Consider the following 13,037-nt stretch of genomic DNA (forward strand, 5'->3'; position numbering starts at 1 on the left):
AGAGTTTACCACAGGGCCGCAGACACGCACCGCCATGGACGCGCAAATGCCCCGCATGCGGAGCGATTCACGCCTTCTTTTCCGCAAACATGTCGAGCGCAGCCTGAGCCGCAGCGGACTCGGCTTGCTTCTTGGATTTGCCGCTTCCCTCGCCGATCATCTCGTCGTCGACGAATGCCTGCGCGAAGAAGGTGCGGTCATGCGGCGGACCATCGAAGCCGGTGATCTCGTAATGCGGTTGCCTGCCATCGATTTGCAGCAGCTCCTGCAACGAGGATTTGGGGCTTTCCGGCACCGAGGCGAGTTTGCGATCCGCGTGTATGAACAGCGAACGGGACACCCATGCATTTGCCGCATCCATACCGCCATCGAGGTAGAGCGCCGCGACAAGCGACTCGTAGACGTTCTCGAGCGCCGAGGAGAGGCCGCGCTTGTCGGTGCCCGCCTCGCTCTCTCCAAAGATGATGCAGTCGGCGATGCCTTCGTCACGGGCAACGCGCGAGAGGCTTTTGCCCGAGACGAGCGAGACCTTGATGCGCGTGAGACCGCCCTCATCAAGATCGGGATATTGCTTGAAAAGAAATATCGCCGTGATGGCGCCCAGGATGGAGTCACCCAAAAACTCGAGACGCTCGTAGTCGTAGAGGGCCTTCTCTCTATCACGCGCGGATGGGTGCGTGATGGCAGCTCCGAGCAGGGGCTTGTCCTTGAACTGATAGCCGAGGATTTCCTCAGCCTTGGCTATCTCGCTCGCGTGCGATGCGAGCACTTCCTCGTTGGCCATGTTAGAGCACTTCCTCTGTCACGTCGTCACCGGCCAGCGCTTGCGCAAGACGCTTGGGCATGTCCTGCCGGATTGCATCTGCCGTTGCAAGTACGCCACTGCAAATCGCCTTCGCATTGCTCGAGCCATGCCCGATGAGGCATACGCCCTTGCATCCGAGCAGTTGGGCACCGCCGTACTTATCGGCCGAGAGATCTTCCTTGAATGCGGACAGTGCGTCCTTGATGAGCAGGCCGCCAATCTTCGACTTGGTCGTCGAGTAGATGGTCTCCTTGAGACCGACGAGCAGCGCCTTGCCGACGCCCTCGTAGACCTTGAGGGCGACGTTACCGGTAAAGCCATCGGTTACGATGACATCGAAGCCGCCTAGCGCAAGATTGCCGCCTTCGGCATTGCCCTTGAAGTTGGGAACGTGCTCCTTCATGAGCCTGTGGCATTCCTGCGCGAACTCAGAGCCCTTTGTCTCCTCCTCGCCGATGTTGAGCAGGCCGACACTCGGATTCTCGACGCCGAGCGCAACCTGCGCGTATACGCGTGCCATGCGCGCAAACTGAACGAGGTATTCGGGCTTGCAATCGGCATTGGCGCCCATGTCGGTGAAGACGACCTTGGCCACGGGCGATGGCAGCACCGTCGCGATGGCCGGACGCTTGACGCCCTTGATGCGGCCGATGACGAGCGTAGCCGCAGACATGCACGCACCTGTGGAGCCTGCGGAGAAGAAGCCGCCCGCCTCGCCCTCCTTGACCAGACGACAGCCCACGACAATCGAGGAGTCCTTCTTGCGGCGCACGGCCTCTGCCGGATGCTCGCCCATCTCAATGACCTCGGTGGTGGGATGGGCCACGACGTTGGCATGCTCAGCTGCGAAGGGAACGATGACATCCTCGGCGCCTGTAAGGATGACGGTGATCGAAGGATCTTGCGCTACCGCCTGAGCAACGCCCTCGAGAACAACACCGGGGGCATTGTCACCACCCTGCGCATCTACGACGACCTTGATTTCATCCATGCTCATCGACCCGCCTCACAAACAGTTTTTCTCAGAATAAAGAAATAATCCTGCAAACGGATGACCATCTGCAGGATTACATGCAATGTGTATATTGCTGTTAGTCCTCGACGACGAGAACCTCTCGGCCCTTGTAATAGCCGCAGCTCGGGCAAACGGTATGCGGAAGCTTGACCTCGCCGCACTGCGGGCAAACGGAACGCGCAGCCGTCTTGCACACGTCGTTGGAAGAACGACGAGAATGGGTCCTCATCCTGCCTGTTTTACGCTTAGGTACTGCCATCGTCTCAAACCTTTCTAGCAAGCGCGTCGCCTGGACACGCAGAATCTCTTAGAACACGCGAAAAAGAAATATACCACGCTTTCGCATGAGAGTGAAGAGAAAAGTTTATCGTTCCAGCAGTGCGACGCTCTCGAGGTGCTTGGTGTGAGGAAACATGTCGACACCCACGAGCTTGCTCACGTGGTAGGCAGACATAAGGCGCTCGATGTCACGCAGCTGCGTGGTGGGATTGCAGCTAACGTAGACGATACGACGAGGCGCGGCAGCCAGGACGCTTGCCAGAAACTCCTCGGACGCGCCGGCACGCGGCGGATCGAGGATGACGACATCGAATACCTCCTGGGATTTCGCCAGGTACTCCCCCGCATCAGCGCATACGAAGCTTGCGTTCTTCACGCGATTGACGCGCGCGTTTTCCGCGGCAATTTCTACCGCAGCCTCGACACTCTCCACGCCGACGAGCTCGACGCGCGTCTGCTTGGCGGCGATGATACCGATAGTGCCGATGCCACAATACGCGTCAAGCACACGGTCACCCTCGCGGAGCTTGGCCATGTCAATCGCCGTCTGATAGAGCACTTCCGTTTGCGCGGGATTGGTTTGATAGAACGCGGTTGCCGGAATGCGAAACGTGCAGCCGCAGACCTCGTCCTCAATCCATCCCTGTCCATAGGCCGTCATTGTAAGCGGACCGAGCACGGCATTGGTACGCCGCGTGTTCACGTTGAAGCTCACGCTCTCGATGGCGGGATGTCGTTTGCGCAACGCGGTGACGAACGCCTTCTTACGCGGGAACTCCTTGCGATTGACGACGAGCGTCACCATGATCTTCCCCGTGCCCTTGCCCACGCGCACAATCGCATGGCGCAGCAATCCCTTGCCGGTGTTCTCGTCATAGGCGGGAATGTGAAAGCCCTGCGCAAGCTCGGCGATGCTATTGAGTATGGGGCGCCCTGCCTTGTGCTCGACCAGACACTCGCACACCTCGATGAGCTTGTGCGTACCGCGCTCGTACATGCCAAGGCGCGGCTTGCCCTCCCTGCCGGGCGCATACGGCGTCATGATCTTGTGACGATAGGCAATCGGCTCGTCCATGCCGATCGCGGCATGGACGTCACAGCCGAGCGGCTCGAAGAGCTCCTCGAGCATCGCGCGCTTGCGCGAAAGCTGAATGGGATAGGGGACGGAAAGCCACTCGCAGCCACCGCAACGTGCAGCGTGAGGGCAGGTGTATGTCTTGTAGCCCACGGGGTTTACGTCACTCGTCTTCGAGCTTGAGGTCCTTGAGGACCGCGAAGGGATTGGTGGGGTCGATCTCGTCTTCTTTGTTGCACGAACACGGCCCCTCGTTGAGATCTGCTCCGCAATGAGGACAGAGGCCTGCGCAGTCTTCCTTGCAGAGGACCACGTACGGCGTCGCATAGACGAGAGCGGCGATGATGGCCGGCGCAATATCGAAACTGCCATCGGCACCGATGACCTCGAACTCGTCGTCTTCGTAGCCATCGACATCTTCAGATGCTTCGAGCAGATAGTAGCCCTCGACAGCGCCCGAGACCTCGATGCGAGTGGGGACAAGGCAACGCGTGCACGGCGTGATTGCCGCACAGCTTGCCTCACCGGAGAGCACGATGCCCTCTCCGGTGTTTGTCAATTGAAGTTGATACTGAATGCCATCCGGCGTTTCGAGATCCATGCCGCCCACGCGGTAGGATGTCTCGTCGAGCGCTCCCTCGAGAAAGCGCGTCGATGCCGGTTCGACGAGATCCGGATGAATGGAAACAACGAGCTGCTGCATTGCTCGACCTCCCAGCTATCGAGCCGTCGAGCAATGAACAGATTAGTCGGTCATACCGCTGTTCAAGCGCTGACGGCAACGCGTGACGTTCTTGAGAAGGTTATCGAGATTCGTCTCGAGATTGGCGAAGATCTGATCGGCGTAATCCTCGGCACCGACGCGCATCTCGCGCTCGCGGGCCATGGCATCGTCGATGACCTCCTGAGCACGCTGCTCGGCGAGGCGCACGACCTCCTGCTCGCCGGCAAGATGCTCGGCCTGACGCTCTGCGTCCTCGAGGATGCGATTGGCATCAATCTCTGCGGCCTCGATCATGCCCTGACGGTCACGAACGATGATGCGAGCCTGACGCAACTCCTCCGGGAAGATATCGCGAATCTCATCAAGAATCTCAAAAATGGGGCCAATTTCGACCTGGCGCTTCTGGCTATTGCCCAAGACAGGCTTGGACTGCTCGATGCGCTCGGCAAGCTCGTCGAGGAGCTCCTCGATACCTGCGTCGTCCATGTTGGGACTCCTTTACCTATCAGTTTCTACATTTGAGCTGCACTTCTGATTGTGGCACCAGATATGCTAATTGCACATGGTAACACATAATGCAAGCGATTGTCCCGATTGGCTGCAAACGGGAGTGTGGGGACGCGATGAGACAGAAGTCGCCGGGGCAGAACTGTCTCATCGCACGCCCGTCAAGCCAGCATATCCCGCGCGGGCCCCATAACCTGACCCACTGTTACCTTGTCGCGTGTGACCGCAATGCCATTCGCAAGCTCGCAGGAGGGCATGATATCGAGCAAAGGTGTCACGACGAAATCACGCTCGAGCGCGAGCGGATGCGGCAAATAGAGCTGCTCATCTGCGCAGACGACGCCCTCGTAATCGATGATGTCGAGGTCGAGCGGACGCGGACCGTTCTCCACGCTGCGCACGCGCCCATGCTCGGCCTCGAGGCCTTGAAGCATGTGCAGCAACTCGTGTGGCGTGAGCGTGGTCTGGATGAGCGCAACGGCATTGACGAAGGGAGCTTGCGCCTCGAGGTAGGCCGGCTCGCTCGTGACGTACTCGGAAACGGCACCGACCCAGACATCGGGATTGAGCCGCAGGCTCGCGAGCGCATCGTCAAGATGCCCGCAGCTATTGCCCATGTTGGAGCCAAGCGCAATGATTGCACGATGCGAATCACGCAGCATCTCGCACGTGGCAGCCACGTTGTGGACGCGCAGGATGCGCGCGCCCTGTCCGGCCATAAACGCCGCGCACAGGGCCGATGCACGATCGCGCATGGAAGGTGCGCTTTCGGCACTCATCGCGCCGATGAAGGACTTGCGACTCACCGCGGTCATGAGCGGATAACCCAAGTCGGCAAAGTGCGCCGTCGCCTGCACGAGGGCGAGATTATGCGCGATGTTCTTACCAAAGCCGATTCCAAAGTCGAGGCAGATGCGCTCGGGTGCGACACCCTCGGCACTCAAACGCGCAGCCATGCGCGAGAGCTCCTGCTCGACATCGAGGACGACATCATCGTAGACAGGGGCTTCCTGCATGGTCTTGGGCGTACCACGCATGTGCATGACCACGAGTCCCACGTCGCTTCGTGCCGCGAGCTCGCGCATCTCGAGGCTCCTGAAACCGGAGACGTCGTTGATGATGCACGCACCCGCATCGATGCACGCGGCGGCCACGCTCGCGTGGCGCGTATCCACGCTCACCGCCACGCCCTGCGCGGCAAGCTCGCGCACCACAGGCAGCACGCGCTCAAGCTCGACATCGGGGGGCACTTCCTCGGCACCGGGTCGAGTCGATTCGCCTCCCACGTCGATGATGTCTGCGCCGGCAGCAAGCAGGCCACGGGCATGTTCGAGGGCCTCGGGCGCGGTGGCGTGCATGCCACCATCGCTGAACGAATCGGGCGTGACATTGCATATGCCCATGACGACGGGCGTCGAGAGATCGAAATCAAAGGGACCGCAATGCCATGTACGTGCCCGCATGGGCGCCTACCTCCCCTGTCGGATAAGGCTGAGAGCCTCGGCACGCGTCTCGGCCGAGGTGATGAAACTGCCGCGCACGGCAGACGTCGTCGTCTTGGATCCGGGTTTCTTGATGCCACGCATGGACATGCACAAGTGCTCGCACTCAAGCACGACGAGCACGCCCTGCGGCTCGAGCTCCCTGACGAGCGTATCGGCAACCTGCGAGGTCAGGCGCTCCTGCACCTGCGGACGTCGGGCAAAGAGATCGACCAAGCGAGCAAGCTTGGAGATACCGCAAATCTGACCTGACGGATTGGGCACATAAGCCACGTGGGCCACGCCATAGAACGGCACGAGGTGATGCTCGCAAATGGAATAGATGGGAATGTCATGGACGAGCACCATCTCCTGATGCCCCTCGTTGAACTTCTTGACGAAGAGCTCGGTGGGATCCTCATGCAGACCCGCAAGGATTTCCTCGTACATGCGAGCCACGCGCGCGGGTGTCTCGCGCAGGCCCTCGCGGTCTGGGTCTTCGCCCACGCCCTCGAGAATGAGCCTGACGCCCTTTTCTATCTTGGCGGTATCCACCTAGCGCTCCTCCTCATCAGAATCGGGCGGAGGGGGCGACACGGGAGCCGGCATATCGGCCACATCTTCCGGCCCCATGAGCTCGTGCGGGACACCGGCGTTCTCGGCGGCCGTGAGGATGTCCTTGCGGTCCTCCTCGGCCTCCTTGGGATGCGTCTTCTCCCACTCGATGTACTCGTCCCAGCTGTTGTCGAGCAGGGCCTCGACGGCCTTGCCCTCGACGGTCTCGCGCTCGAGCAAGACGTTGGCCATGAGCTCGAGCTGCGTGCGGTTCTCGGAGAGAATGCGGAATGCCGTGTCATGCGCCGTCGTCATGAGGCGTGCGACTTCCTCGTCGATGGTGTTGGCAGTCTCCTGGCTGTAATCCGGCGTCGAGCCAAAGTCACGACCGAGGAAGACCTCCTGGTTGGGTTCGCCGTAAACCTGGTGGCCCAGAATATCGCTCATGCCATAGCGCGTGACCATGGCCTTGGCCATCTTCGTCGCACGCTCGAGGTCGTTGGAGGCACCGGTCGTGACATCGCCATCGTTCATGATTTCCTCGGCGACGCGGCCACCCAGGAACATGGCGAGGTTATCGATCATCTCGCTCTTGGACTGCAGGAACCGGTCCTCGCTCGGGATGGAAAGCGTGTAGCCGAGGGCCTGGCCACGCGCGATGATCGAAATCTTGTGGATGGGGTCGGTGTGATTGAGCAGATGACCCACGAGCGCATGACCGGACTCATGGTAGGCAATCGTCGTCTTCTCCTTCTCGGTCATGATGCGACCCTTGCGCTCGGGACCAGCGACAACGCGCTCCATGGACTCGGTGACCTCATCGTTGGTGATGATGCTCTTGCCGCGACGGGCGGCCAGCAGCGCCGCCTCGTTGAGCAGGTTGGCGAGGTCGGCACCCGTAAAGCCGCTCGTGAGCGAAGCCAGGGCAGCCAGGTCAACGTCGCTTGCCATCGGCTTGCCCTCGCAGTGCACCTTGAGGATTTGCTCGCGGCCCTTGAGGTCGGGACGATCGACGACGATCTGACGGTCGAAGCGGCCAGGTCTGAGCAGGGCGGGATCGAGGATGTCGACGCGGTTGGTCGCGGCGATCATGATGACGGAGTCATTGCTCTCGAACCCGTCCATTTCGACGAGGAGCTGGTTGAGCGTCTGCTCGCGCTCGTCATGACCACCGCCGAGACCAGCACCACGCTGACGACCGACGGCATCGATCTCGTCGATGAAGATGATGGCGGGAGCGCTCTCCTTGGCCTGCGCGAAGAGGTCGCGCACGCGCGAGGCGCCGACGCCGACGAACATCTCGACGAAGTCGGAGCCAGAGATGCTGAAGAAGGGCACGCCGGCCTCACCGGCAACGGCACGCGCGAGAAGCGTCTTGCCCGTGCCCGGAGGGCCGACAAGCAGCACGCCGCGCGGGATCTTCGCGCCCATCGCCTGGTATTTGGCCGGGTTCGAAAGGAAGTCCTTGATCTCCTCGAGCTCCTCGACGGCCTCATCGATACCGGCAACATCCGAGAAGCGCACCTTGGGCGTTTCCTCCGAAACCTTCTTGGCCTTGGTCTTGCCAAATTGCATCTGCTTGCTATTCGCGCCGCTCACCTGCGACATGAAGAAAATCAGCACGCCAAAGATAAGAAGCAGCGGCAGAAGCGTCGTGAGGAGCGTCGTGATCCAACCCGAGGTGGTGACATCCTCGTTGTACTTGGTTTCCGGATGAGCTGCCATGAGCTCCTGCAACATATCATCGCCGGTATAGGTCGACTTGAAGCTCGAAAGCTCACCGGCTTCCTTGGCTGCGGCGTCCTTGTAGTAGGTGCCGTCGAGCGTCGCGGATGCGGCATGATAGGTAACCTCGGCCACGCGATCCTCGTTGACCGCCGTGACGAAGTCGCTCGTGATGAGCTCGTCGATCTCCTGCTGCGGGCCAAAGTTCAAAAGCTGGCTTCCCACAAGAGCAACGAGCACGAGTCCCAGGAGCACGTACAGGACGATATTGCGGGGATTCGGACCCTTCTTCTTGGTGGTGTTGGGCTCTTCCACTCAACTTCTCCTTATCTAGCAATCATCAGGCCTACTGATAGACCTCTGGCTTTAACGCGGCAACGCAAGGCAGGTTGCGGTAGCGCTCGGCATAGTCGAGCCCGTATCCGACAATGAACTCGTCAGGGCAATCGAACCCGACATACGCACACGCAAGATCGGCCTTCTGCGCGCCTTGCTTGCGCAGCAGCGTGGCGATTTCGAGCGTTGCGGGCTTGCGGCTGGAAAGCTCCCTCATGAGGAAGTCCAGGGTCAAGCCCGAGTCAAGGATGTCCTCGGCAATGAGGACGTGCTTGCCCTCAATTGACGTGTTCAAGTCCTTGACAATTGTCACGGTCCCGGATGACGTGGCATCCAGCCCGTAAGAACTCACGGCCATGAAATCCATCTCGAGCGGAAGGTCGATGGCGCGGACGAGGTCTGCCATGAAGATGGCGGCACCTTTGAGCACCGAGATGACGACGAGGGGTTGCCTATCGGCATAATCGATGGTGATTTGCGCACCCATCTGCGCGACGCGGGCTTGGATCTGCTCCTGCGTAAAGAGCACTTCCTGTATGTCCTCGTACACAAAACGCCTTTCCGTCTCGAGACAATGGCTTGCACCATTATGTCATGTGCATATAAAAAGTTTAGACTATATCGACTTCGTCACGAAACCGCAAACAAACGGGGCCCGCACATGCGCGAGCCCCGTCTCTCTTTCCATGTTGCCACGCGACTACTTGTCGAGCTCGACCTTCTCACCGTGATGGTGCTGTTTGACGACGGCTGCGACCACACCCGACATGGCAAACAGCGCAATGGCATTGGGAATGACCATGAGCTGGTTGAACATGTCGGCAAGCTCCCACACCAGGTCATTCGAGAGCAGCGAGCCCAGGAAGATGAAGATGAGCGCGATGACCGAGAAGATCTTGACCGGCATCTTGCCGAAGCGGGCGAAGAGATACTCGACGTTGAGCTTGGCAAAGAGGTTCCAGCTGAGAATCGTCGAGAACGCGAACATGAGCAGGCAGATGGCGACGAACGAGTTTCCGAAGGTCGACCCGAAGAACGTGCCAAACGCAAGCTGCGCCATGTTGGTCTTGTCGATGCCCTCGGCCAAGCCCGTCGCGTCAACGGAAAGCGGACCGCCCACGTAGAGGACGGAGATAACGACGAGCGCCGTCATGGTGACGACCACGAAGGTGTCGATGAAGACACCGATCATGGCAACCGTGCCCTGATGATGCGGGTCCTTGACGTCGGCGAGCGCATGCGCGTGGGGCGTGGAGCCCATACCGGCCTCGTTGGAGAACAGGCCACGCTTTGCTCCCTGGCTTATCGCGGCGATGATGCCAAAGGTCACGCCACCGACCTCGGCCTGCGGGTTGAATGCGCACTGGAAGATGAGCGCGAAGGCACCCGGCAGGTTCTGGATGTTGAGAACGAGAATGACAAGACCACCGATGAGATAGATGATGGCCATGATGGGAACGAGCTTCTCGGTAACGGATGCGAGACGCTGCACGCCGCCAAGAAAGACGAGACCCGCAAAGAAGACGATGAGCAGGCCCATGACCCAGGTGGGGATGCCAAAGGCAGTGTTGCAGGTAGCGGCAATCGAGTTGGACTGGACCATGCAACCCATGAAGCCGAGAGCCAGAATGATGGAGACGGCAAAGAAGCCCGCGAGGAACTTGCCACCCGCGCCCGTGAAGGCCTTGGTGATGTAGTAGACCGGACCACCATGGACGGTGCCGTCCTCGTCGACCTCACGTGTCTTCTGGGCGAGCACGGCCTCCGCATAGTTAGTCGCCATGCCGAGGAAGGCGATGAGCCACATCCAGAAGATGGCACCCGGACCGCCAATCAAGATGGCGCCGCAAGCGCCCACGATGTTGCCCGTGCCAACCTGTGCGGCAACGGCCGTGGCAAGCGCCTGGAACGAGCTGATGCCGCTCTTCTTCTTGCCACCGAAGAGATTGAACTCCCCGAAGACACGGCGCATGCCCTCGCCGAAGAAGCGTATCTGCACGAACTTCGTGCGGATGGTGAAGACGAGGCCCATGGCCACGAGCAAGATGATGAGCACGTAGTTAGACAGATAGGTGTTGATGGTTACGACGATGTCGTATAGGACGTCCATAAGAAAAACCCTCCCTTGCACAATAAAACAGCGCTGCCAGAGAAGGTCAAAAATGTGCCTCTGTCCTTTTGCCTGAGAGTTTCGGTCCTTACGGACCTTGCACCTTCGGCACTCATTTAAGAGATTCTCCAGAGTTTTCTCCACTCCCGGTCTCGCGCCTGGGCGGGATTCCGGAAGCTTCGCAGAAAAACACAGCGGCGAGATTATGGGGCAAGATCGTCGTCCGTGCAAGGGGTATTTTGTCCATCGGACAAGATACACGCCGTGGAACAGAATGAGACAGTTGCTCAGGGACGTTGTCTCATTTTCAAAATGAGACAACGTCCCTGAGCAACTGTCTCATTCTGCATTGAGCCGCCCGGTCGTTTATCATGGATGCGATGCACCACGAAACCAGATGATGGGATGTCGTACGATGAAGCTCTTGCTTGCCGAGGACGAGCGGCGCATGGCAGAGGCGCTCCTGGAGCTGTTGCGCCAAGAGGGCTATGACGTTGACTGGTTTGCCAATGGCACCGAAGCGCTACTGGCAGCCCAGGCAAACGTCTACGATGCCCTCATCCTCGACGTGATGCTTCCCGGATCCGACGGCTTTGCCATCACGAGCGCCCTGCGACGCGAGGGCATCTCCACCCCCATCCTCATGCTCACCGCCCGTGGAGAGCTCGAGGACAAGGTGCAGGGACTCGATAGCGGGGCCGATGACTACCTCACCAAGCCGTTTCTCACCGAGGAACTGCTCGCGCGCCTGCGCGCCCTCGTGCGCCGCGGCAGCGGTTTGAATGACGACGCGCAGCTTTCCGGCGGTGACATCGCCCTTGATGAAACAACGTTTACCCTACGCAATGTCCATACCGGCGAGAGCGTGCGACTTGGCGACAAGGAGTTTCGCATCCTCGAGTACTTCCTGCGCAACCGCGGACGCATACTCACGCGCGACCAGCTCGCGCAACGCGTCTGGGGCTACGACAGCGACGCAGAGTACAACAAGATCGAGGTCTACCTCACCTTCACGAGAAAGAAGCTCGCGTTCATCGGGTCGGCCTCGAAAATCAAGGCCGTGCGTGGCGTGGGCTACGAGCTTCAGCTTCCGCCTGAGGTGCACTCATGAAGACGTCCTCACTGTTCGCGCAATCCCGTCGCCGCATCATCGCCGCCATCATGGCCGTACTCGTGACGCTCTTCGTCGCCACGCTCGCCGCCATCTACGCGTTCAGCTATGCCGAGGTCTATGATCGCAACACGCACATGCTCGAAAGCTACGCGGCAAACTACCAGGCTAACCGCCTTCCCTCCGGATTCGTACGACCTGATAATCTGCGGCAACGCCAATTTGAAAGCCCCTCCTCCTCGGCACCGTTTTACGCCGTGCTCTTCGATGCCAATGGACTAGTGGTATCCGTGGAAAGCATCAATGCAGACGGTTACACGGTTAGCGACCTCGTCGGCTTTGCCCATAACGCGCTTGACAGGAACGAACGCAGCGGGCTCGAGGGTTCGCTCATGTTCGCCGTTGAGCGCACCGCAGGATATACGCTCGTCGCGTTCATGGATAACACTCTCGTGACCGAGAGCATGGGGACGCTCTTTCGATACACGCTCATCGTGGGGCTCGTCATGCTTGTCCTGCTCTTCTTCGTGGCCCGTTGGCTTGCCGGACGCATCGTACGGCCCATGCAGCAGGCCTACGAAGCGCAGCGTCGCTTCATCTCGGACGCGGGGCATGAGCTCAAGACGCCCGTCGCAGTGATGGAGGCAAACGCCGAGCTTCTCCAACGCGAGGTGGGCGATAACCCCTGGCTTGCGAACATCCGCCATGAAAACGAGCAGATGGGCGTGCTCGTGACACAGCTTCTGGAGCTCGCTCGCACCGAAAGCAACGCGATGACGCGCGAGAAGGTAGACCTGAGCCGCCTTGTCGAGGCCGAATGTCTCTCTCATGAGCCCGTCGCCTTCGAGCGTGACATGCAGCTCGAAAGCAAGATTTCGGACGGTGTCGAGGTCAAGGGCAACGCGCCCGAGCTCTCGCGCCTCGTCGCCATACTGCTCGACAATGCCATAAGCCATGGAGCGGCAAACACGACAGTGGAGCTAACGCTTGCTCGCGCCGGAGCCAGCGCGCAAATTTCGGTGGGCAACGCGATAGAGCCCGAAGACACCGAGCGCCTGAAAGATGCCAAGCTCTTCGAACGCTTTACGCGCGGTGATGAGGCCCGCACGAACGAGGTGGCCGATAACGCAAGCTCGCATTACGGACTCGGCCTTGCCATCGCGCAAAGCATCGTCAATGCACACGGCGGGACAATTGACGTCAGCCTCGACGAACAAGCTCCCTCCATCACCTTCACGGTACGTATCCCCACGAAGTAACGAAATCGCACGGTTCGCGAGGGTTCAATCTTCATTCAATCTTGCATCCCTATCA

13 protein-coding genes and 1 riboswitch are annotated in these 13,037 nt (G+C 59.8%); of the genes, 2 read left to right on the forward strand and 11 right to left on the reverse strand.

Annotated features, from left to right (window positions below; all coding sequences use genetic code 11):
- Nucleotides 1-67: 67 nt before the first annotated feature.
- The 11 genes from rnc to OIM11_08620 form a co-directional block, all read right to left on the reverse strand.
- The gene (gene rnc / locus OIM11_08570) at nt 68-784 is read right to left on the reverse strand and encodes a ribonuclease III (GenBank protein ID HJJ01172.1); all 717 of its coding nucleotides are present in this window, start codon (nt 782-784) and stop codon (nt 68-70) included.
- 1 nt (nt 785) lies between these two features.
- Complete coding sequence (gene plsX, locus OIM11_08575) at nt 786-1,802, reverse strand: phosphate acyltransferase PlsX (GenBank protein ID HJJ01173.1); 1,017 nt, start codon at nt 1,800-1,802, stop codon at nt 786-788.
- A gap of 94 nt (nt 1,803-1,896) precedes the next feature.
- Nucleotides 1,897-2,079 (reverse strand): 50S ribosomal protein L32, encoded by a 183-nt coding sequence (rpmF, locus tag OIM11_08580; GenBank protein ID HJJ01174.1) that lies wholly within the window; start codon nt 2,077-2,079, stop codon nt 1,897-1,899.
- Between the two features lie 105 nt (nt 2,080-2,184).
- The gene (gene rlmD / locus OIM11_08585; GenBank protein ID HJJ01175.1) at nt 2,185-3,327 is read right to left on the reverse strand and encodes a 23S rRNA (uracil(1939)-C(5))-methyltransferase RlmD; all 1,143 of its coding nucleotides are present in this window, start codon (nt 3,325-3,327) and stop codon (nt 2,185-2,187) included.
- 10 nt (nt 3,328-3,337) lie between these two features.
- Nucleotides 3,338-3,877, reverse strand: coding sequence for a YceD family protein (locus OIM11_08590; protein HJJ01176.1), 540 nt, complete (start codon nt 3,875-3,877; stop codon nt 3,338-3,340).
- Between the two features lie 42 nt (nt 3,878-3,919).
- Entirely contained in the window at nt 3,920-4,384 is a 465-nt protein-coding gene (locus OIM11_08595) for an ATPase (GenBank protein HJJ01177.1), read from the reverse strand.
- 182 nt (nt 4,385-4,566) lie between these two features.
- Nucleotides 4,567-5,868, reverse strand: a complete 1,302-nt coding sequence (gene folP, locus OIM11_08600; GenBank protein HJJ01178.1) for a dihydropteroate synthase — start codon at nt 5,866-5,868, stop codon at nt 4,567-4,569.
- 6 nt (nt 5,869-5,874) lie between these two features.
- The gene (gene folE / locus OIM11_08605; GenBank protein ID HJJ01179.1) at nt 5,875-6,441 is read right to left on the reverse strand and encodes a GTP cyclohydrolase I FolE; all 567 of its coding nucleotides are present in this window, start codon (nt 6,439-6,441) and stop codon (nt 5,875-5,877) included.
- Nucleotides 6,442-8,481 (reverse strand): ATP-dependent zinc metalloprotease FtsH, encoded by a 2,040-nt coding sequence (gene ftsH / locus OIM11_08610; GenBank protein HJJ01180.1) that lies wholly within the window; start codon nt 8,479-8,481, stop codon nt 6,442-6,444.
- Nucleotides 8,482-8,512: 31 nt separating this feature from the next.
- Nucleotides 8,513-9,052, reverse strand: coding sequence for a hypoxanthine phosphoribosyltransferase (hpt, locus tag OIM11_08615; protein ID HJJ01181.1), 540 nt, complete (start codon nt 9,050-9,052; stop codon nt 8,513-8,515).
- Between the two features lie 150 nt (nt 9,053-9,202).
- Complete coding sequence (locus OIM11_08620) at nt 9,203-10,612, reverse strand: sodium:alanine symporter family protein (GenBank protein ID HJJ01182.1); 1,410 nt, start codon at nt 10,610-10,612, stop codon at nt 9,203-9,205.
- 50 nt (nt 10,613-10,662) lie between these two features.
- Nucleotides 10,663-10,754, reverse strand: a riboswitch (glycine riboswitch).
- 273 nt (nt 10,755-11,027) lie between these two features.
- On the opposite strand from OIM11_08620, the gene OIM11_08625 reads away from it, so the two are divergent.
- Both OIM11_08625 and OIM11_08630 read left to right on the forward strand, forming a co-directional pair.
- Entirely contained in the window at nt 11,028-11,723 is a 696-nt protein-coding gene (locus tag OIM11_08625) for a response regulator transcription factor (protein ID HJJ01183.1), read from the forward strand.
- Nucleotides 11,720-12,982, forward strand: coding sequence for a HAMP domain-containing histidine kinase (locus OIM11_08630; protein HJJ01184.1), 1,263 nt, complete (start codon nt 11,720-11,722; stop codon nt 12,980-12,982). Before OIM11_08625 ends, OIM11_08630 begins: the two co-directional genes overlap by 4 nt.
- The last annotated feature ends 55 nt before the right edge of the window (nt 12,983-13,037 follow it).

Source organism: Coriobacteriaceae bacterium (genome assembly GCA_025992705.1).
Taxonomy (GTDB): domain Bacteria; phylum Actinomycetota; class Coriobacteriia; order Coriobacteriales; family QAMH01; genus QAMH01.